Annotated in this window: 20 protein-coding genes; 13 read left to right on the top strand and 7 right to left on the bottom strand. The window is 65.3% G+C overall.

Translation table 11 applies throughout. The annotated features are described in order from the left end of the window. Positions 1–97: 97 nt before the first annotated feature. Positions 98–757 (bottom strand): DedA family protein, encoded by a 660-nt coding sequence (locus tag OC450_RS27290; protein ID WP_262048999.1) that lies wholly within the window; start codon positions 755–757, stop codon positions 98–100. Between the two features lie 322 nt (positions 758–1,079). On the opposite strand from OC450_RS27290, the gene cobS reads away from it, so the two are divergent. The 6 genes from cobS to OC450_RS27260 all read left to right on the top strand — a co-directional run bounded on the left by cobS (position 1,080) and on the right by OC450_RS27260 (position 7,334). Next, a complete protein-coding gene (gene cobS / locus OC450_RS27285) occupies positions 1,080–2,063 on the top strand; it encodes a cobaltochelatase subunit CobS (RefSeq protein ID WP_372702951.1) in 984 nt (327 codons plus the stop codon). A 4-nt stretch (positions 2,064–2,067) separates the two neighbouring features. Then, positions 2,068–2,478 (top strand): GNAT family N-acetyltransferase, encoded by a 411-nt coding sequence (locus tag OC450_RS27280; protein ID WP_211386150.1) that lies wholly within the window; start codon positions 2,068–2,070, stop codon positions 2,476–2,478. Beyond that, on the top strand, positions 2,475–4,382 hold the full coding sequence (cobT, locus tag OC450_RS27275) for a cobaltochelatase subunit CobT (RefSeq protein WP_211386151.1): 1,908 nt from the start codon (positions 2,475–2,477) through the stop codon (positions 4,380–4,382). Before OC450_RS27280 ends, cobT begins: the two co-directional genes overlap by 4 nt. Beyond that, positions 4,379–5,452, top strand: a complete 1,074-nt coding sequence (locus OC450_RS27270) for an esterase-like activity of phytase family protein (RefSeq protein ID WP_262048998.1) — start codon at positions 4,379–4,381, stop codon at positions 5,450–5,452. The genes cobT and OC450_RS27270 overlap by 4 nt, the downstream gene beginning before the upstream one ends. A gap of 229 nt (positions 5,453–5,681) precedes the next feature. Beyond that, the gene (locus tag OC450_RS27265; protein WP_262048997.1) at positions 5,682–6,794 is read left to right on the top strand and encodes an NADH:flavin oxidoreductase/NADH oxidase; all 1,113 of its coding nucleotides are present in this window, start codon (positions 5,682–5,684) and stop codon (positions 6,792–6,794) included. Positions 6,795–6,926: 132 nt separating this feature from the next. Further along, positions 6,927–7,334 carry a hypothetical protein gene (locus OC450_RS27260; protein WP_211386154.1) on the top strand — a complete coding sequence of 136 codons (408 nt, stop codon included), beginning with the start codon at positions 6,927–6,929 and terminating at the stop codon, positions 7,332–7,334. Positions 7,335–7,511: 177 nt separating this feature from the next. Here the strand turns inward: OC450_RS27260 and OC450_RS27255 are convergent, their stop codons facing one another. The 3 genes from OC450_RS27255 to OC450_RS27245 form a co-directional block, all read right to left on the bottom strand. Continuing rightward, the gene (locus OC450_RS27255) at positions 7,512–7,757 is read right to left on the bottom strand and encodes a PilZ domain-containing protein (protein WP_211386155.1); all 246 of its coding nucleotides are present in this window, start codon (positions 7,755–7,757) and stop codon (positions 7,512–7,514) included. Positions 7,758–7,926: 169 nt separating this feature from the next. Further along, the gene (locus OC450_RS27250) at positions 7,927–9,285 is read right to left on the bottom strand and encodes a DUF2235 domain-containing protein (protein ID WP_262048996.1); all 1,359 of its coding nucleotides are present in this window, start codon (positions 9,283–9,285) and stop codon (positions 7,927–7,929) included. A 265-nt stretch (positions 9,286–9,550) separates the two neighbouring features. Next, entirely contained in the window at positions 9,551–9,892 is a 342-nt protein-coding gene (locus OC450_RS27245) for a hypothetical protein (protein ID WP_211386300.1), read from the bottom strand. 326 nt (positions 9,893–10,218) lie between these two features. Between OC450_RS27245 and OC450_RS27240 the strand changes: the two genes are divergently transcribed. The 3 genes from OC450_RS27240 to OC450_RS27230 all read left to right on the top strand — a co-directional run bounded on the left by OC450_RS27240 (position 10,219) and on the right by OC450_RS27230 (position 11,254). Further along, entirely contained in the window at positions 10,219–10,482 is a 264-nt protein-coding gene (locus tag OC450_RS27240; protein WP_211386157.1) for a hypothetical protein, read from the top strand. Then, entirely contained in the window at positions 10,479–10,775 is a 297-nt protein-coding gene (locus OC450_RS27235) for a hypothetical protein (RefSeq protein WP_211386158.1), read from the top strand. Before OC450_RS27240 ends, OC450_RS27235 begins: the two co-directional genes overlap by 4 nt. 200 nt (positions 10,776–10,975) lie before the next feature. Beyond that, entirely contained in the window at positions 10,976–11,254 is a 279-nt protein-coding gene (locus tag OC450_RS27230) for a DUF1488 domain-containing protein (RefSeq protein WP_262048995.1), read from the top strand. A 105-nt stretch (positions 11,255–11,359) separates the two neighbouring features. On the opposite strand, the gene OC450_RS27225 is transcribed toward OC450_RS27230, so the two are convergent. The 3 genes from OC450_RS27225 to rpmB all read right to left on the bottom strand — a co-directional run bounded on the left by OC450_RS27225 (position 11,360) and on the right by rpmB (position 12,952). Then, positions 11,360–11,758 carry a hypothetical protein gene (locus OC450_RS27225; RefSeq protein ID WP_262048994.1) on the bottom strand — a complete coding sequence of 133 codons (399 nt, stop codon included), beginning with the start codon at positions 11,756–11,758 and terminating at the stop codon, positions 11,360–11,362. After that, a complete protein-coding gene (locus tag OC450_RS27220) occupies positions 11,755–12,459 on the bottom strand; it encodes a hypothetical protein (RefSeq protein ID WP_262048993.1) in 705 nt (234 codons plus the stop codon). Before OC450_RS27220 ends, OC450_RS27225 begins: the two co-directional genes overlap by 4 nt. A gap of 181 nt (positions 12,460–12,640) precedes the next feature. After that, positions 12,641–12,952 carry a 50S ribosomal protein L28 gene (gene rpmB, locus OC450_RS27215; RefSeq protein ID WP_211386162.1) on the bottom strand — a complete coding sequence of 104 codons (312 nt, stop codon included), beginning with the start codon at positions 12,950–12,952 and terminating at the stop codon, positions 12,641–12,643. Between the two features lie 435 nt (positions 12,953–13,387). Here rpmB and OC450_RS27210 point away from each other — a divergent pair, with 435 nt between their 5' ends. From OC450_RS27210 to fdxA, 4 genes are all read left to right on the top strand, one after another. Then, complete coding sequence (locus OC450_RS27210) at positions 13,388–14,251, top strand: DUF3108 domain-containing protein (protein ID WP_211386294.1); 864 nt, start codon at positions 13,388–13,390, stop codon at positions 14,249–14,251. A gap of 611 nt (positions 14,252–14,862) precedes the next feature. Beyond that, on the top strand, positions 14,863–18,261 hold the full coding sequence (locus tag OC450_RS27205; RefSeq protein ID WP_262048992.1) for a helicase-related protein: 3,399 nt from the start codon (positions 14,863–14,865) through the stop codon (positions 18,259–18,261). 21 nt (positions 18,262–18,282) lie between these two features. Further along, positions 18,283–18,552, top strand: a complete 270-nt coding sequence (locus tag OC450_RS27200; RefSeq protein WP_256806189.1) for an RNA-binding S4 domain-containing protein — start codon at positions 18,283–18,285, stop codon at positions 18,550–18,552. 132 nt (positions 18,553–18,684) lie between these two features. Beyond that, the gene (fdxA, locus tag OC450_RS27195) at positions 18,685–19,023 is read left to right on the top strand and encodes a ferredoxin FdxA (RefSeq protein ID WP_211386164.1); all 339 of its coding nucleotides are present in this window, start codon (positions 18,685–18,687) and stop codon (positions 19,021–19,023) included. Positions 19,024–19,154 lie beyond the last annotated feature (131 nt).

Here is a 19,154-nt window from a genome sequence, read left to right as displayed (position 1 = left end):
TCTCGAACCATGCAGGCCTCTCGCCCGCGGCCATCCTTCGAGACGCCCGCCGTTGGCGGGCCCTCAGGATGAGGGCGGTGTGCTCTGATGCAGCCGATCAGACCGGTGGCTTCGCTTCGACGACACCACCGCCATTCCGGCGGCGGACGAGCCACACGGCCGCGCCCAGCACGATCGCGACCGCGATCACGGTCAGGATCCAGATGTGCTTGCCGACGTGCCCATGGTGGTGCAGGCCGGCATATTCGTGCAGGGCCGACACCGCCAGCACGCCAGGCAGCACGTGCGCCGGCGCCCAGACCAGGATCGCGGGGATGTTGATCGCGTAAAACTTCGCAGGCGCCATCCCGAGCGCACCGGCGGTCACCGGCACGAAGGCGCGGATTGGTGGCACGAAGCGGGCGAAGAACACGGCCCAGGTGCCGAAGCGGTGGAAGAAGCTTTCGCTCTCCTCGACCAGGCGCGGATAATTGGTCAGCGGCCAGGTGTTGAGGATATCGCGTTGCTGCCGGTGCCCGATCCAGTAGGCGGACCCGTCGCCGAGTACCGCACCGATCACTGCCGCCAGCAGCACCCATTGCAGCTTCAATTCCCCGCCCGGGACCAGGGCGCTCAGTGCCAGGATGATGGTCGAGCCAGGCACCACCGAGCCAACCACCGGAACGGCTTCCAGCAGCGCCGCCAGGAACAGGGTCAGGTAGGCCAGCCACGCATGGGCCGAAACGAACGCGATGAAGGGATCGAGAAAGGACGTCACATGGTCTCTGTGGTGGGTGGGGCCAGGCGGGTTCAGAGCGGGTTCAGACCCTACATAAGTAAGCAGAGGCGGTAAAAGTGCCACTCAGGTGGGCAGGCCGTAGGTCCCGCACGAAATTCGGGCGCGATTCGCAGAGCAGCCTTCCAAAAATCGCGTTCCTTGCCTATCTAAATGAAAAGACAACGGAACTTTGATTGGGGGGCGGGCTTCTGCCGGCACGTTGTCTCTGATAGGTTCGCAGGTGCACCCAGCCGCAGCCACCGTGCAAATAACTGGTCTCGGGATCGCCCGGGACCTCGGAGGATTGATGACGACCGCCGCCATGTCCAAAGTTGAGGAAGTTTCCGGTTTGCCCGACATGAAGGTGTCGGTGCGCCAGGTCTTTGGGATCGACAGCGATCTCGAAGTGCCGGCCTATTCCGCCGTCGATCCTCACGTGCCTGAAGTCGATTCCGATTACCGCTTCGACCGTGCCACCACGCTTGCCATTCTCGCCGGTTTCGCCAGGAACCGCCGCGTGATGGTGACCGGCTATCACGGTACCGGCAAATCCACCCATATCGAGCAGGTCGCCGCCCGCCTGAACTGGCCCTGCGTGCGCGTCAATCTCGACAGCCACATCAGCCGTATCGACCTCGTCGGCAAGGACTCGATCGTGGTCCGCGACGGCAAGCAGGTCACCGAATTCCGTGACGGCATCCTGCCCTGGGCGCTCCAGCACAACGTCGCGCTGGTGTTCGACGAATACGACGCCGGCCGCCCGGACGTGATGTTCGTGATCCAGCGCGTGCTGGAGGTCTCTGGCCGCCTGACGCTGCTCGACCAGAACAAGGTGATCAAGCCGCATCCGTGCTTCCGCCTGTTCGCGACGGCCAACACGGTCGGCCTCGGCGACACTTCGGGCCTCTATCACGGCACCCAGCAGATCAATCAGGGCCAGATGGACCGCTGGTCGATCGTCACCACGCTGAACTATCTCAGCCATGACGAGGAAGTGGAGATCGTGCTGGCGAAGGCCAAGCATTATCGCACCCAGGAGGGCCGCGACATCGTCAACAAGATGGTGCGCCTTGCCGATCTCACCCGTAACGCGTTCGCCAACGGCGATCTGTCGACGGTGATGAGCCCGCGCACGGTGATCACCTGGGCTGAGAACGCCGACATCTTCGGCGATATCGGATTTGCTTTCCGTGTCACCTTCCTCAACAAATGCGACGAGCTCGAGCGTCCCCTGGTCGCCGAGTTCTACCAGCGCTGCTTCAACGCGGAGCTGCCGGAATCCTCGGTGAACGTGGCGCTCAGCTGACCCCATGGCCAACATCACCGTCGAGCGCACCATTGGGACGACCAAGAAGGCTGTGCTCGCCGGGCTCGGCGCCTACAACGACGAGCATTTTGGGAAGCAGAAGTTCAAGAGTGTCGCGGTCTCGCTGAAGGACCGCGGCAAGATCGTCGGCGGCATCGTCGGGCACCTCTGGGCCACGGTTCTGTTCATCCAGTATTTCTGGATCGACCAGAAGCAGCGCGGCAAGGGTTTGGGGACGAAGCTGATCGCGGCGATCGAGGACGAGGCAAGACGGCAGGGCGCGGTCCAGGCCCATGTCGACACCATGAGTTTCCAGGCGCCGGGCTTCTATCGTTCCTGCGGGTACGAGGAATTCGGCACCCTCAAAGGCTATCCCGGCGGCGTGACGCGCCATTCGTTTACGAAGTCGCTATGAGCACATCATCATCCAACTCCAAATTCCGTAACACCAAGGAAGCGCCGACCGAGCCGTTCAAGCGCTCGGTCGCGTCCTGCCTGAAGGCGATCGCGAAATCGCCCGAGCTCGACGTCAGCTTCGCCGCCGAGCGGCCCGGTCTCGCGCCCGGCAAGGCCCGGCTGCCGGAGCCCGCGCGAAAAATGACCAAGCGCGATGCCGCGATCGTGCGCGGCCACGCCGATTCCATCGCGCTCAAGATCGCCTGTCACGATGCCAAGCTGCATCGCAAGCTGATGCCCGGCAATCCGCAGGCGCGCGGCGTGTTCGAGGCGGTGGAGCAGGCGAGGGTCGAGGCGATCGGCGCGCGCCGCATGGCGGGCGTTGCCAAGAACCTCACCGCGATGCTCGACGACCACTTTCACCGCGGCAAGTTCGACGAGATCACCGACCGCGCTGATGCGCCGCTCGCCGACGCGCTGGCGATGCTGGTGCGCGAGCGTCTCACCGGCATGGCGCCGCCGACGGCCGCCAAGAAAATGGTCGATCTCTGGCGTCCCATACTCGAAGACAAGATCGGCAAGCGGCTCGACCGGCTCGATACGCTGGTCGAGGACCAGACCCGGTTCGGCGACGCCGTGCATGATCTGCTGACCGCGCTCGAGCTCGGCGACGAGCGCAGCGCCGACAGCGAAGACAATGACGACGACGAGGAAAATCGCGACGGCGACAACGACCAGTCCGGCGCCGAAGGCTCGCCCGATTCCGATGCCGCGCAGGAGATGAGCGCCGACCAGGCGCAGGCGAGCTCGGAGGAGATGAGCGAGAGCGCGATGGAAAGCGCGCAGGCCTCGACCTCCGACACGTTCGACGATGGCGAGCTCGGCGACGACGAGACGCCGGGCGAGGCGACGCGTCCGAATTCGCACGGCAAGAACGAGCCGCGCGGGCCGGAATATCACGCGTTCGCCCCGAAATTCGACGAAATCATCGCCGCCGAAGACCTCTGCGACCACGACGAGCTGGAGCGCCTGCGCGCCTATCTCGACAAGCAGCTCGCGCATCTGCAGGGCATCGTCGCCCGCCTCGCCAACCGGCTTCAGAGGCGCTTGATGGCGCAGCAGAACCGCGCCTGGGAGTTCGACCTCGAAGAGGGCATTCTCGACCCCGCGCGCCTGTCGCGCGTCGTCACCGATCCCCATCACCCGCTGTCCTTCATGCACGAGAAGGAGGCGACGTTCCGCGACACCGTGGTGACGCTGCTGCTCGACAATTCCGGCTCGATGCGCGGACGCCCCATCACGGTGGCGGCGACCTGCGCCGACATCCTCGCCCGCACGCTGGAGCGTTGCGGCGTCAAGGTCGAGATCCTCGGCTTCACCACGCGCGCCTGGAAGGGCGGGCAGTCGCGCGAGGCGTGGCTTGCCGCCGGCAAGCCGGCCAGTCCCGGCCGCCTCAACGATCTCAGGCACATCATCTACAAGTCGGCGGATGCGCCCTGGCGCCGTGCGCGAAAGAATCTCGGCCTGATGATGCGCGAGGGGCTGCTGAAGGAGAACATCGACGGCGAGGCGCTCGACTGGGCGCACAAGCGCCTGCTCGGACGGCCCGAGCAGCGCAAGATCCTGATGATGATCTCGGACGGTGCGCCGGTCGACGATTCCACGCTGTCGGTCAATCCCGGCAACTATCTCGAGCGGCATCTGCGCCACATCATCGAGGAGATCGAGACCCGCTCGCCGGTCGAGCTGATCGCGATCGGCATCGGCCATGACGTCACCCGCTACTATCGCCGCGCGGTGACGATCGTGGACGCCGAGGAGCTCGGCGGCGCCATTACCGAAAAGCTCGCCGAGCTGTTCAGCGAAACCAACACCGCGCCGACGCAGCCGGCCGGTCGCCCGCGACGCAAATTGCATTCGTGAGCGCACCTCTATCCCGCCGCGGCTTTATCGGCCACGCGGCGGCGGGATTTTCCGCTTTCGCGATCCCTCGCCTGGCAAACGCGCAAGGCACGCCCGCGCCGCCGCGACGCGCGGCGCAGATCGATCACGGCGTCGCCGCGCCGGTCGGCATCGAGGTCAACGCGCGGCCGATTCCGGATTTCGAGCCGCGCGACCGTTCGCGCACGCGCTTCGGCTCGCTGGAATATCGCAGCGGCCTCGTGCTGACCTCGCCGCATCGGCGTTTTGGCGGCCTGTCCGGCTTCCGCTTCCTCGACAGCAAGGGCGAGCGCTTCCTGGCGCTGTCCGACCAGGGCACGTGGTTCACCGGCACCATCCGCTATTCCGGCGGCAAGATGGTCGGCCTCGACGATGTCGAGGCGGCGCCGGTCCTCAATGCGGAGGGACGGCCGATCACCGAGAAGCGGCTGTGGTACGACACCGAGTCGATCGCGCGTGACGGCAACCTCGTCTATGTCGGGCTCGAGCGCGTCAACCAGATCATGCGGTTCGATTTCACCGGCGACGGCACCCGCGCCCGCGGCGAGGTGCTCGCCGTGCCGCCCGCGCTGCGCAAGCTGCCCTACAACAAGGGGCTCGAGGCGCTCGTGTTCGTGCCGAAAGGCGAGCCGCTGGCGGGCACCCTGATCGCGTTCTCCGAGGAGGGGCTGGATGCGAACGGCAATCTGGTCGCGTTCCTGATCGGCGGCCCCACGCCCGGCCAGTTCAGCGTCCGCCGCACCGAAAAATTCGACATCAGCGACGCCGTGCTGCTGCCCTCGGGCGATCTCTTGATCCTCGAACGCAAGTTCTCCTGGTTCACCGGCGTCGATATCCGCATCCGCGCGATTCCGCTGAAGTCGATCGCGCCGAACGCGGTGGTCGACGGCCCCGCGCTGTTCAAGGCCGATCTCGGCCAGGAGATCGACAACATGGAAGGCATCGACGCCCACGTCACCGCGGAGGGCGAGACCGTTCTGACGCTGGTGTCGGACGACAATTTCTCGATGCTCCAGCGCACGCTGCTGCTGCAGTTCGCGCTGGTGGAGTGAGGTACTGTCATCGCGGCGAGATTCTGGATTGCTTCGCTTCCGCCGTCGCTCTTCGAGCTATGGCGGACAAGCCGCTCGCAATGACGAGTGGAGACGGATTTCCACTAAACCCTGACCGCAATGCATGCCGTCCCGGTCGGCCATGTCCCTCGCGCAGCTGGCAATTCGCCATCGAGCTACTAAACTTCATGCAATCGCTTCCATCCCTCCATCCCCCGGAACTCCCCGCATGAGCGCCCTGTTTTCCCCGATCAAGCTGCGCGGCCTGACGTTGAAGAACCGCATCGTGGTGTCGCCGATGTGCCAGTATTCGGCCGAGGACGGCGTTCCCACCGACTGGCACTTTACCCACATCAACAATCTCAGCCTGTCGGGCGCGGCGATGTTCTGCATCGAGGCGACCCATGTCGAGGCGATCGGCCGCATCACGCCGGGCTGCCTCGGGCTCTACAGCGATGCCGCCGAAGCCGCGCTGAAGCAGATCCTCGCCTCGGTGCGCAAGCATTCCTCGACCGCGGTGGCGATGCAGCTCGCGCATGCGGGCCGGAAAGCGAGCAGCGCGCGGCCCTGGGACGGCGGCCAGCTGATTCCGCTCGACCAGGGCGGCTGGCAGACGGTGGCGCCGTCGGCGCTGCCGCACAAGGAGGGCGAGGCGGCGCCGCTGGCGCTGGATGGCGCCGGCCTCAAGCGCATCCGCGAGGCCTTCGTCGACAGCGCCAGGCGCGCGGACCGCATCGGCATCGACGCGATCGAGCTGCACGGCGCGCACGGCTATCTCATGCATCAGTTCCTGTCGCCGATCTCCAACAGGCGCACCGACGAATATGGCGGGTCCCTGCAGAACCGCATGCGCTTCCCGTTGGAAGTCTACGACGCGGTGCGCGCCGTGTTCCCGCACGACAAGCCGGTCGGCATGCGGGTGTCGTCGACCGACTGGGTCGAGGGCGGCTGGGACCTGGCGCAGACCATCGAATTCGCGAACGCGCTGAAGGCGCGCGGCGTCGACTGGATCGACGCGTCCTCCGGCGGCGTCTCGCCGCTGCAGAAGATCCCGCTCGGCCCCGGCTACCAGGTGCAGTTCGCGGAGGCCATCAAGCGCGAAACGGGATTGCCCACCATCGCGGTCGGCCTGATCACGGAAGGCAAGCAGGCCGAGGAGATCGTCGCCTCCGGCAAGGCCGACATGGTCGCGCTCGCCCGCGGCATGCTCTACGATCCGCGCTGGGCCTGGCATGCCGCCGCCGAGCTCGGCGGCGAGGTCGAGGCCCCGCCGCAATATTGGCGCTCGCAGCCCTCGACGCAGAAGGCGCTGTTCGGCAAGACCACGTTCGGGGCGCGGTAGGCTCTTGACCTCGCCCGCCTGCGGGGAGAGGGAGGCGACGCGCCGCCCCACGCATCCGTAAATCTCCTCAGCTTCCACCCCCCGCAAATCTGGCCTAACCTCTGCCGCATTAACTCCTCGCGGAGGCCCGCCATGCGATTTCGTGTCCGGAAGGCTGCCCACGTCATCGAGCGCGTGGGACTTGCGATGGCAGGCGCGGCGTGCGGGCTGTTCGTCGGCGCCTATGTGGGATCGGCGATTCCCACGCTGACCACGCAGGGCTTCCTGCTGCTGATGATGGTGCTCGGCTTCGCCGGCTTCTATCTCGGCATCGACACGCCGCAGCTGCCCTTCGACGAGGCCCATGGCGAAATCGACGCCGCGGAGCTGCTGAGCTCGGCCGGCACGCTCTGCGCCACGCTCACGGCGTTTGCCTCCGTCGCCGTCATCGTGCTCCGCCTGGAGCCGCACATGGCCTGGACCTGGCTCGCCTTGTTCGGCTGGATCGCCGGTGTGGCGATGCAGATCGTCGCGGGCGCGAAAGCGCGGATGCGGAAGTAGCTCGATTCCTTCTCCCCTTGTGGGAGAAGGTGGCGCGAAGCGCCGGATGAGGGGTGTGCCACCGCGAATTCAGCTGTGAAAGATGAGATTGCGGAGGCACGCCCCTCACCCGTCTCGCCGCTAAGCGGCGAGCCACCCTCTCCCACAAGGGGAGAGGGTAAGCAAGCTAACCCATTTCTAGAACACCACGCCGACCCGCGTGCCGCGCTTCCAGGCGATGCGGCAGCGCTTCCTGGTGTTGACGTGCAGCAGCTCGAACCTGTCGGGGATATTCACCTGGCCGCCGAGATCGACGCACGCGCCGCCGGGCGAATAGTCGATCAGCGTGCACACGATCACCGGCGCGCTCTTGTCGGTGATGATCTTGGCCTGGCGGGACACCAGGCCTGCAGGCTTCACGCGGGCATGTCGGCGCGGATGCATTGGCACTCTCCTCCAATTCCGCAGGTCTCGCGGCGGGCTTGCCGGCCATGATGAACGGGAGAGGATGCGAACCGGCTAAGGCGGGGCCGAGAATTTTAACGAAAAGTGGCGGCGAATGGAGAAAGCGGCGGTAACGGGGTGCCCCCTCCAGGGGAGGGTGGCAGTGGGTTCACCCCGTCACGACTTCCCCCGCCGTCTCCACCCCCGTATGCGGCTGTACCGGCATCGGCACCGTCTCGTACAGTTTCGGCAGGTTCACCGGCCGGTAGCCCGGCTCCACCGCCATCCGCTTCAGCACGCTCTCGTGCACATGCGCGCCTTCGGGGATCGGGCGCGGCTCGCTATCGGGGATGTAGAAGCCCAGGAACACCTTCCGCTCCGGCCATTCCTTGTACTTCGCGCTCTTCGGCAGATATTCCAGCACGCGCCAGAGCGCGGTCATGGAATCGTGCAGCATGCCCGTCTTGCCGGTATAGGCGGGCGCGACGTACTGGAACGGCGAGTTCTTGCGCTGGATGCCCCAGGCGAGCTGGTTCACGGTGCGCGGGTTGAAGTTCAGCCCGGCCTTCGCGGCTTCCTCGATCATCCAGATCAGCGGATATTTGGACTCGCCGCTCTCGGCCTCCGCATAGCCGCCGCCGACGTCGCTGTGCACGCCGGCGAACCACACCTGCATGATGTCCTGCGGCTCCTTCTTCTCGTCGGGCACGTAGCGGTTGCGCCAATAATCCTGCGGCTCCTCATACTGCTTGAGGCGGAACATGCAGCGCCGCTCGTCGATGGCGATCGCCTGGCGGAAGATGTTGACGCTGGGATTGCGCAGCGTGAAGGCCAGCTCCTCGACGCTCGGCCAATACAGCCGGTCGGGGCGCGGCACGATCACGCTCGCCACCGTGTCCCAGACGCCGATGAAGTGGATGGTCGCCCAGCGCGTCGAGGTGATGCGCGCGAACTGCGCGGCGAGGTCGAATTCGTCCTTCGGCAGCGGCCCGCTCTCGTCGGTCGCGACGTCCTTGAGGTCCTCGAAATCGTTGCCGCGCCCGGTGCCGGAATATTGCTTGTAGGCGACCAGGCCGGACCCTGCGAGATTGGACTGCTCCGGCGAGATCAGGCCGATCTTGTGGATCAGCCCCGCCAGCACGCGGACCGTGTAGGCACCGCGCGAAAAACCGAACAGATGGATCTTGTCGCCCGGCGCGTAATGCTCGACCAGGAAGCAGTAGGCCGACAGCACGTTGTCATCGAGCCCGTAGCCGGTGGCGAGCCCCAGCACCAGGTTGACGTCGGCCTTGATGCGGTGCCACGTCGACGGCTCGGTCACCGTGCCGACCCCGGGATCGTAGAACACCATCTGCCGCGGCCGCGTTTTGTCGGTCTTGCGCAGGCAGCGATACAGCTTCAGGACGTTGGAGATGTTCTCCGAGATCTCGTTGCCGGTGCCGTCGCAGCAGATGACGAGGTTTTTCGGCTCGGCCTTGGGTTCGGCCTTGGGCTCGGCTTTGTGGTCGGTGTTGCGCTCGGACTCCACAGGTCGGCCCCTCCCGGTGATGCTACCGGGACGAGTATAGCAAAAAAGCGCGACGGCGAGGAGACGATGGTGCTTCTCACCCTCTCCCCTTGTGGGAGAGGGTGGATCAATCGCGCTAAGCGCGATTGAGACGGGTGAGGGGTTTCTCTCCGCGCGCTAATCTGTCGCGTCGGAATTCCCGGACACAACCCCTCATCCGCCTTGCCTTCGGCAAGGTACCTTCTCCCACAAGGGGAGAAGGGAAGGTAGCGCTCGTCTCCGCCCGCTACTTCTTCTTCGCGGGCCCGAAATCCGGCTGCCAGTTGGCGTCCTTGCGGGTCGGTGCCGCGGCGATCACCTTGGTCTTGTCCTTCTTCGGCTTCTTGATCTCGCGATTGCTGCGTTGCTGGCCCTTGCTCATGTCGCTCTCCGGTGGTTTGAGGTCGTCGAGTTCGTCCGATTGCAGCACGCGGCCGCGCGGGGTGCAGACGCGCACGTCCATGTAGCCGTCGCGCAGCAGTTTTCGCGCGAGGCGCAGTGCGACCGTGGCGCTGCCGCGGCCGAGATTGGCGCTGCCATATTCGTTGGTCCCGCTGACCAGATAAGGCACGCGCATGGCCCTAGCCATTGAGGATCGCGGCTCCACGCAGCAGAAGAAGCAGGAACAGCGGCATGACCGCCAGCGGCACGATCCATTCCAGGATGCGACGGCGCGACATCGAACGTTCCCTGCGGGTCTGTCGGCGGGAGCGCAACTGACCCCAGTCACCGGTCGAAGCCGTCGGATGTCGCGGTGATGCAGCGAGCCTACGCCTGCGGCCCGCCAATAGCGAGACCTAATGCGCGCCGCGCTGCAGCGCGGCCGCGATAATGCTGGCTATTGCCGCGCAACAAGCGCATGGTCGCCTTACGTCGGCGTCGGTTGGGGCCCCTCTTTGCGAAAGGCAGGCGCGCATGACCATCCGCTCGCGGCGAGAAACAATCACCTTCAAGCATCCGTTCCACATCCGCGGCGTCGAGCGCGAATTGCCCGCTGGCGCCTATGAGGTCGTCACCGACGAGGAGATGATCGAGGGCCTGTCGTTCGCGTCATATCGCCGCGTCGCCACCATGATCACGGTGCCGTCCGAAGGCGTGCAAGGCGCGACGGAGTTGCTGTCGATCGGCTCGGTCGACCTTGCCGATGCGCAGCGCCTCGATGCGAGTGCCGCCCCATGAGCGACTACCCCGTGGATCTCGACAAGCATCGCGGCATGGCCGCGCAGAAGGCGACCGATCTGCGCCGCGCGCTGGCCGACGTCGAATCCCAGGTTCGGGAGCTGCGCGAGCGCGAGGCCGATCTCGAACATCGCATGATGACGGTGCCGGCGATGTCGTGGCCGGAGGCCGCGGTGAAGGCGCGCCATCTGCTCAACCTCTACGCCGCCAGCCTGCCGGTCGAGGACACCAAGCACCGCGCGCTGGTGACGGCGCTGCTGGACGATTTCGTGCGGCTCGGCGGCGAAGGCTGAAACCGGCCGCGATCGCGGTCTCGCTCCACCTCTCCCGCGAGCGGGAGAGGTCGGCGCGTCCGGGCGATGCGAAGCATCGTCCCCGCACGCCGGGAGAGGGCTCTCTCCTCGTTGGGGCTCTCGCTTGCGGAGACATCCTCATCCCAACCCTCTCCCGCAAGCGGGAGAGGGAGCACACCCATCTCGCAAAGGAACGCCCCATGACCCTCACCACCAGCCGCTTCATCGGCCACGACCAGGACCGCGGCATCGTCCAGTTCTCGATGCAGGACGGCGCCAAGGAGATCGCCTGCGCGATCTCGACCTCCGCGATGGACGACCTCGAGCGCGGCCCGCGCGCCAGGCCCAACGAGCGCGAAGCCCAGTTCACCCGCCTGCGCGAGCGCATCGAAGCCTGCACCGGACGGAAATATCAGGCGACGGAGTTCGAGGGCACCCCGCCGGGGATCGTGCTGCGGAGCATTGATTTTCGGGGGTAGGGGGAGGGGGCAGCTGCTGCGAAACGCAGACTCAAGGCCGTGCCGCGCTGAGTCGCGTATGTCGGGCCGGCGATGCGCAGTGGTTATGACGCTAAGGGCTAATCATTAGATCTTGAGCTGGCGGAGCTTGGTGCTCTTTACGGGCAACTCGTACATGGCTCCGCCCTGAATAGTTGCAGGAACAGTTTGGATGATCGGCCACAACGCAAGGAGCCGCTCCATTTGCTTTGCAACGGGGGCCTTGTATAGCCCGTGCGAGAGAAAGAGACCGATTAGGTTGGAATTGCGGAAAGCATGATACTCGGCACGGTTCCTCGTGATCCGGCGATCACCGGAAATGACGACCCACTGCCCGTCCTTGCTTAGGCTTGCGATCCAATCGACATCACTAATGTCGCGAGGAAATTTTTCCGCCAGGTAGGTGACCTCATGCTCGCCTTTGAAAAGTTCGCGAAAGGCTCGGGCCATCGCGGGGGACATGTTGTGGTCAAAAAAGAGCTTCACGCAGCGAGTGATTGTTCAAACTTCACGGCGTCTCTAACAGCCGACGGTGACACGTCGTAGAGTCTACTCACGTGCTCAACAGATCCCTCAGCCTTCATGGCGTCAGCCAACACTATAGTCGGGACGCCGTAGCTGTTTGCGATTGGCTGGCCGAAGGCGCGCTTCGGATCGATTACTATGCTCTGCTTGCCCTCGAACGGTCGCCAGCGGGTGACGATGTCGCGAGAGATATCTAGATCTTTGAAGGTCCGGTCGATTACCTTCTTGATCGCGTATTGATGGCTCTTGAGGTCGAGAACCTCATCTTCGCCCGTCCGCCGCAGGCTCTCCAGGAAAATGGTGCGGCCATCCGTTCGGAAGCGGCGGGTAGAAAATGGTCGGTCGTCGCTGGCGCATTCGCGAGCATACTCAAGGCAGTTGCGAACGGTCAGAATTGAAAGACCAGCGTCGAGAAAACTCTTGATGACGCGCAACTCGATCAGATCTCGGAACCCAAGCTCGATGTGATGGTCGTAGGACGGAAGCTGGGGTGTCCACAGGGGCGGCATGTCGATAGTCTTTTCGCCCTGGGTGTAACTATACCCACCCAGCCAGCGCCGAATGTTAAGCGGGCGGATCTTCAGCAGCCTCGCCGCCTCAGGAACGGTGTAAAACCCGATCCCAAGAGTTGGTGAGTCTTTATGGACGGCGGTTTGGAGCATGGTTGCACAATAACGTGGATGCTGCCCTTAGACCAGATATGGGTGGCTGCCTTGGGTTTACGAAGTATTCGGCGCGCATCAACAAAAACGGCCGGATCTTCCGATCCGGCCGTCACGCAAAACTCTATCCGGCCAAGCCTACGCCACCCGACGCAAGCCCTCGCCCAATTCCAAAACTCGCTTAGCTCGCCTTCTTCTCCGGCGCGGGGGTCGGGCCGACCTTCTTCTGGATGGCGCGCTTCAGCTCGAGGGCGCGCGGCGACAGCACGTCGGCCTTGGCCTTGAGCAGATAGGGGTCGAGGCCGCCATTGTGGTCGACGCTCTTGACCGCGTTGGTGGAGACGCGCAGGCGCACGTTGCGGCCCAGCGCTTCGCTGATGAAGGTCACGTTGACCAGGTTCGGCAGGAAGCGGCGCTTGGTCTTGATGTTGGAGTGGCTGACCTTGTGGCCGACGAGGGGGCCCTTGGCCGTCAGTTCGCAGCGGCGAGACATGGCAAAAATCCTTGGTTCGAGCCCCCAACGAGTGCGGCCGCCATCCGGGGCGCCACGGGGGCTAATTCTTTCGTCCTTGCAGGGAGCGGCGGACGTATAGGGGGGAAGGGGCGGGCCGTCAAGGTTTTGGGGCGGGTTTTGGCGGCCCGAGCCGGCGGCGGTGGGCCTCCTCTCCCGCGTCCGCCTTCGCCGAAACTTCGGCGGACGAGAGCGGGAGAGGTGTTCGTGGCCGCGGCGCCCGCCGATCACCAAAACGGCAATGTTTAAAACCCCTTACCATCACATAAAGGGCGTATTCGCACCCGAAATATCGGGTGGAGTTCCGCGCCTGACATGCCCGGACACATTGTGTGCCGCGGTTTTTGGCTTAAGTAACAACCGTTCGCGCCCCGATTGGATTGTTTCGTGCTCACAACGCCCCATCCTGCGCCCGGCCTGCGCTCAACGGAGCCGCGCGCGGCCGGTCCGCGCTCTGCCGGCCGGCTGGCCACGGCCGCCCTTTGCGGGCTGGCGCTGGCGTGGGTGGCCGATCCCGTGGCGGCGCAGGGCAAGCTCGAGGCGCAGTACGAGGCGACGCTGGCGGGCATTCCCGTCGGCAAGGGCGCCTGGAACATCGACATCCAGGACGACGTGTTCGCGGCCGCGGCCAGCGGCGGCACCACGGGGCTTTTGAAATCGTTCGCGGGCGGGTCCGGCACCGGCGCCTCGCAGGGGCGCGTCGTCAACGGCGCGCTGGTCGCGACCGGCTACCAGGCCTCCACCACCACCTCGAAGAAGACGGAAAATATCCACATCACCCTCGACAAGGGCAATGTGAAGGAGTTCGGCATCGAGCCGGAGCCGCCGGTCGATCCCGACCGCATCCTCGTCACCGACGCGCATCGCCGCGGCGTCTGGGACCCGATGACGGCCTCGCTGCTGCGCGTGCCCGGCACCGGCGATCCCGTGGGGCCGGATGCCTGCCACAATTCCGCGCCGGTGTTCGACGGCCGCATGCGCTACGAGCTGAAGCTCGATTTCAAGCGCATGGAGACCGTGAAGGCGGAGAAGGGCTATCGCGGCCCCGTCGTGGTCTGCTCGATGTATTTCGTGCCCGTCGCCGGCTACATCCCCGACCGCCCCGTGATCAAATACCTCGCCGCCCAGCGCAACATCGAGGTCGCCTTCGCGCCGATCGCGGGTACGCGCATCCTGGTGCCGTTCTGGCTGAAGGTCCCGACACCGCTCGGCCCGGCCATGCTGGAAGCCACCAGCTTCATCACCTCGGCGCAGCCGCCCAGGGTCGCCAAGACGCAGTGACCTTGACCCTCCCCACCAGGGAAGGGTAATAAAGATAGCAACATCAATACGTTATGCCAGATCGCCCGGTCCCCCGCCGCGGGCCCGTTTCTACTGTGCATGGGGTTGTTTTCGCAGTTTTGTCTTGGAGGGGCCCGGTGCCGGGAATCCATTTGACTCCTCCCCGATTCTGATTCGACTCCGCGCCGTCCCCAGCTTTAACGAATCCGCCACCGAAACGTCGCTTGTGCGGCAGCCCAAAACTTCATCTAGTGCACAGCCAATAAGCCTCCCGCGACATGTTGAGTGAACGGAACAGGACTCTGGCCGGAGTCAGCGATTCGGCCGCGATTCGTTCTAGAGTCGTTCCGAAGTTTAAGGACACAGGGAAAAGCGTCGCAAAGTGAGACAGTTGCGCGGGATTTGGGGAGCGGCGCCACGCTCTCCGCGGTTTGATCCCCTCACCCCGAGGAGGCCGCACAAGCGGCTGTCTCGAAGGGCGAGGGGCCCGGCTCCCTCCATGGCACCATCCGGGCCTTCATCCTTCGAGACGCGCTGACGCGCTCCCGAGGATGAGGGTCGGCACAACGGCACTGACATTCGCCCCAATCCGCCATTACCTAATCTCCCAGATGCCCTTTTCTTCCTCCCCCTTCGCTTCCGAGCGGCTCCCCGGCGCCGGCGTCACTGCGGTGCTCGGCCCGACCAACACCGGCAAGACCCATCTCGCCATCGAGCGGATGCTCGCGCATCCCTCCGGCATGATCGGCCTGCCGCTGCGCCTGCTCGCGCGCGAGGTCTACAACAAGATCGCCGCGCGGGTCGGCAGCGAAGCCGTCGCGCTTGTGACCGGCGAGGAGAAGATCAAGCCGAAGAGCCCGCGCTATTGGGTCTCGACCGTCGAGGCGATGCCGCGCGACCTCGACGTCTCGTTCCTCGCCGTCGACGAGGTCCAGATCGCCTCCGATCTCGAACGCGGCCACGTCTTCACCGACCGCATCCTCAACCGCCGCGGCCGCGACGAGACGCTGCTTCTGGGCGCTGCCACGATGCGCCCGATCATCGAGCGGCTGCTGCCCGGCGTGTCCATGATCACGCGGCCGCGGCTGTCGCAGCTCGAATTCGCCGGCGACCGCAAGATCACGCGGCAGCCGCGCCGCACCGCCATCGTCGCGTTCTCCGCCGACGAGGTCTACGCCATCGCCGAACTGATCCGCCGCCAGCACGGCGGCGCCGCCGTGGTGCTGGGCTCGCTCTCGCCGCGCACGCGCAACGCGCAGGTCGAGATGTTCCAGAACGGCGAGGTCGACTATCTCGTCGCCACCGACGCCGTCGGCATGGGCCTCAATCTCGACGTCGACCACGTCGCCTTCGCCTCCGACCGCAAGTTCGACGGCTACCAGTTCCGCCGGCTGACGCCGTCCGAATTCGCGCAGATCGCCGGCCGCGCCGGCCGCGCCACCCGCAACGGCACCTTCGGCACCACCGGCCGCTGCGCGCCGTTCGAGCCCGAGCTCGTCAACGCGCTGCAGAACCACACCTTCGATCCCGTGAAGATGCTGCAATGGCGCAATTCGAGGCTGGATTTCACCTCGCTGGGCGCGCTCCAGGTCTCGCTGAACCAGTCGCCCGGCCACGAGGCGCTGACGCGCGCGCCGATCGCCGAGGACATGCGCGTGCTCGACCACGCCGCCCGCGACGTCGAGGTGCGCGATACCGCACATGGCAAGGAAGCGGTGGAACGGCTGTGGGAGGCCTGCCAGGTCCCCGACTACCGAAAACTGTCGCCGGCGGCCCATGCCGAGCTGGTGACGACGCTCTACGGCTTCCTGATGAAGAAGGGATGCATTCCCGATGCCTGGTTCGCGGCCCAGATCGACCAGGCCGACCGCGTCGACGGCGACATCGACACGCTGTCGGCCCGGATCGCGCAGATTCGCACCTGGACCTTCGTTGCTAACCGCCCGGACTGGCTGAAAGACCCCGAACGCTGGCAGGGGATCGCGCGGGAGGTCGAAAATAAATTATCGGATGCGCTCCATGAACGCTTGACTGAGCGTTTCGTTGATCGCCGGACCAGTGTATTGATGCGCCGCCTGCGGGAGAACACGAGCTTGAATACGGAAATCGGCAAGACCGGCGAAGTCATCGTCGAAGGCCATGTCATCGGCCGTCTCGATGGCTTCACCTTTGCACCGGATGCGGCGGAAGCCGGCTCCGATGCGAAAGCCTTGCAGGCTGCCGCGCAAGCGGTGCTCGCCGGCGAAATCAACGCGCGCGCCGAAAAACTGGGCAACGCGCCGGACGATCAGTTCGTGCTGACCTCAGAAGGCACCATCCGCTGGACCGGCGATGCCGTGGCGCGGCTGTCCGCCGCAGAGGATGCGCTGCATCCGCGTATCCGCATCATCTCGGACGAGCGTCTCACGGGCGGCCCACGCGACAAGGTGCAGGCCCGGCTCGAGCTCTGGCTCAAGACGCATATCGAAAAGCTGCTCGGTCCGATGTTCGAGCTGTCCAAGGCCGAGGACGTCACCGGCATCGCCCGCGGCATCGCCTATCAGCTCGTCGAGGCGCTCGGCGTGCTCGAACGGCCCAAGATCGCCAACGAGCTGAAGGATCTCGACCAGCCCTCGCGCGCGACCTTGCGCAAATACGGCGTCCGCTTCGGCGCCTATCACCTCTATTTCCCCGGCCTCTTGAAGCCCGCCGCGCGTGCGCTGGCCGCGCTGCTCTGGGCGCTGAAGCAGGACAATGTCGATCTGTCGTCGCTGTCGGGCGCGCAGCATCTGGCATCTTCCGGCCGCACCTCGTTCCCGGTCGACAAGCAGCTGCCGCGCGATGCCTATCGCGTGCTCGGCTACAAGCAGGCCGGCGAGCGTGCCGTGCGCGTCGACATCCTGGAGCGCCTGGCCGATCTGATCCGCCCCGCGCTGGCCTGGCGCGACAATTCGCCCGGCGAAAAGCCCGCCGGCGCGTTCGACGGCCGCTGCTTTGTCGTGACGCAGGCGATGACCTCGCTCACGGGCTCGGCCGGCGAGGATTTCGCCTCCGTGCTGCGCGCACTCGGCTACCGCATGGAGAAGCGTCCGCCGCTGCCGCAGAAGCCGGTCGTGGCCGAGACGGTCGCCGCAGAGACATCGCCTGCGGAGGGCAGCGCCGACACATCGAGCGAGACCGCGGCCGAGGCCGTTGCCGGCCTGCCTGAAGAGGCAGCCGCATCGATCGAAGCTGTATCAGCAGAGCCGGTCACCGTCGAGGACGCGCCCGGCATGGAGCTGCACGACGAGCCCGCGCATGAAGAGCCGGCCCTGGAAGCGTCGCCCGAAGCTCCCGTCACGCCGGAAGATGCTCCCGGCATCGCACCGCCGGCAGAAGAAGTTGCTGCACCCGTTGAAGCTGCCGAAACCGCTCCCGCGGAGACCGCTGCTACGGAAGCTGCCGCATCCGCCGATGCTGCTGCGCCTGCGGAGGCTGCAGCTGCGCCCGCCGAGCCCGAGCTCGTCGAGGTCTGGCGTCCCGGCGGCCGTCACGAGGACCGCAAGCCGCGCCACGAGCGCCATCGCCACCAGCGTCATCACCAGCGTCCGCAGGCCGGTGCCGAAGCCGGCGCCGCGCCCGCCGAGGCTGCGCCCGGCGAAGCTGCCGAAGGCGCGAAGCCGGGCGAGCGCCATCGTCATGGTGGTCATCGCAGAGATGGCGGCAGGGATTTCCGCAAGCCGCGCGAAGGTGGTGGCGAAGCTGCGCCGCGTCCCGAGGGACGTGACGACAAGAACCGCCGCTTCGAGGGCAAGGACCGCGACAACAAGGATCGCGATCGCAACAAGGGCAAGTTCGGCGGCGATCGCGACAAGGGCCGCGACAACCGTGGCCGCGACCGCGACAAGGGCCGTGACCGCCAGGGCGGTCCATCGCTGCGGCCCTACGCCTCGAGCGCGACCCCGCGCGAGCGCGATCGTCCGGTCGATCCGAACTCGCCCTTCGCAAAACTCGCTGCGCTGAAAGAGCAGCTGTCCGGTCGTAAGGAGTGACCCACGACCGAGCGGCAGCGCATCGACAAATGGCTGTGGCACGCGCGGGTGGTGAAGGCGCGCACCTCCGCCGCTGAACTCGTCGAATCCGGCCACGTCCGCGTCAACGGCGCGCGCGAGAGATCGCCGGGACATGCGATCAAGATCGGTGACGTCCTCACCATCGCGCTCGATCGCACCGTGCGGGTCCTGAAAGTCACCGCCTTCAACGAGCGCCGCGGCGATGCAGCCTCGGCGCGCGTGCTCTACGAAGAGGTCGGCGACGGTGATCCAAACTCTCGGCGCAATTAATTGCGCTTTGAGTTCATTTCTTGGTCGATCGAGCACATAAAGCCGTCATGATCGACCGTTCCCGACCTTGCAGCGCCGGGCCATCCGCGCTACGCAAGCCGCGACTTTTGAAAGAGCTTTTCGGAGCGTTGGATGACTTACGTCGTCACTGAAGCCTGCATCAAGTGCAAGTACACCGACTGCGTCGAGGTCTGCCCGGTCGACTGTTTCTACGAGGGCGAGAACATGCTCGTCATCCATCCTGACGAGTGCATCGACTGTGGTGTGTGCGAGCCGGAATGTCCCGCCGACGCCATCAAGCCGGACACGGAACCGGGCCTGGAAAAATGGCTCACCGTCAATGCCGACTACGCCAAGAGCTGGCCGAACATCACCCAGAAGAAAGAATCACCTGCCGACGCGAAGGATTTCGACGGCCAGGAAGGCAAGTTCGAGAAATATTTTTCTCCGAACCCCGGCTCAGGCGACTAATTCGGGCTTAAACTTAACCCTAATAGCGGCGTTGCCGCCGAAAACCAGCCCTCATCACCCCTAAATCATTGATTTTTGCGGGAAATGTGCTATATTGGGCACATTAAGCCGAACCCTGTCAGCCCCGTTGG

The organism is Bradyrhizobium sp. Bra78 (genome assembly GCF_024519855.1).
GTDB classification, from domain to species: Bacteria; Pseudomonadota; Alphaproteobacteria; order Rhizobiales; family Xanthobacteraceae; genus Bradyrhizobium; species Bradyrhizobium japonicum_G.
The sequence above is the reverse complement of the archived record's forward strand: the minus strand, read 5'-3'. Positions and strand labels throughout refer to the sequence as shown.

Bases quoted from the DNA above. Each gene is read 5' to 3' on its own strand.
- OC450_RS27235 (WP_211386158.1), top strand. From the start codon at position 10,479: ATGAGCGACTACCCCGTGGATCTCGACAAGCATCGCGGCATGGCCGCG.
- OC450_RS27205 (WP_262048992.1), top strand. From the start codon at position 14,863: ATGCCCTTTTCTTCCTCCCCCTTCGCTTCCGAGCGGCTCCCCGGCGCC.
- OC450_RS27255 (WP_211386155.1), bottom strand. From the start codon at position 7,757: ATGCATCCGCGCCGACATGCCCGCGTGAAGCCTGCAGGCCTGGTGTCC.
- fdxA (WP_211386164.1), top strand. From the start codon at position 18,685: ATGACTTACGTCGTCACTGAAGCCTGCATCAAGTGCAAGTACACCGAC.
- OC450_RS27260 (WP_211386154.1), top strand. From the start codon at position 6,927: ATGCGATTTCGTGTCCGGAAGGCTGCCCACGTCATCGAGCGCGTGGGA.
- OC450_RS27280 (WP_211386150.1), top strand. From the start codon at position 2,068: ATGGCCAACATCACCGTCGAGCGCACCATTGGGACGACCAAGAAGGCT.
- OC450_RS27240 (WP_211386157.1), top strand. From the start codon at position 10,219: ATGACCATCCGCTCGCGGCGAGAAACAATCACCTTCAAGCATCCGTTC.
- OC450_RS27230 (WP_262048995.1), top strand. From the start codon at position 10,976: ATGACCCTCACCACCAGCCGCTTCATCGGCCACGACCAGGACCGCGGC.
- cobT (WP_211386151.1), top strand. From the start codon at position 2,475: ATGAGCACATCATCATCCAACTCCAAATTCCGTAACACCAAGGAAGCG.
- cobS (WP_372702951.1), top strand. From the start codon at position 1,080: ATGTCCAAAGTTGAGGAAGTTTCCGGTTTGCCCGACATGAAGGTGTCG.
- OC450_RS27265 (WP_262048997.1), top strand. From the start codon at position 5,682: ATGAGCGCCCTGTTTTCCCCGATCAAGCTGCGCGGCCTGACGTTGAAG.
- rpmB (WP_211386162.1), bottom strand. From the start codon at position 12,952: ATGTCTCGCCGCTGCGAACTGACGGCCAAGGGCCCCCTCGTCGGCCAC.
- OC450_RS27245 (WP_211386300.1), bottom strand. From the start codon at position 9,892: ATGGCTAGGGCCATGCGCGTGCCTTATCTGGTCAGCGGGACCAACGAA.
- OC450_RS27220 (WP_262048993.1), bottom strand. From the start codon at position 12,459: ATGCTCCAAACCGCCGTCCATAAAGACTCACCAACTCTTGGGATCGGG.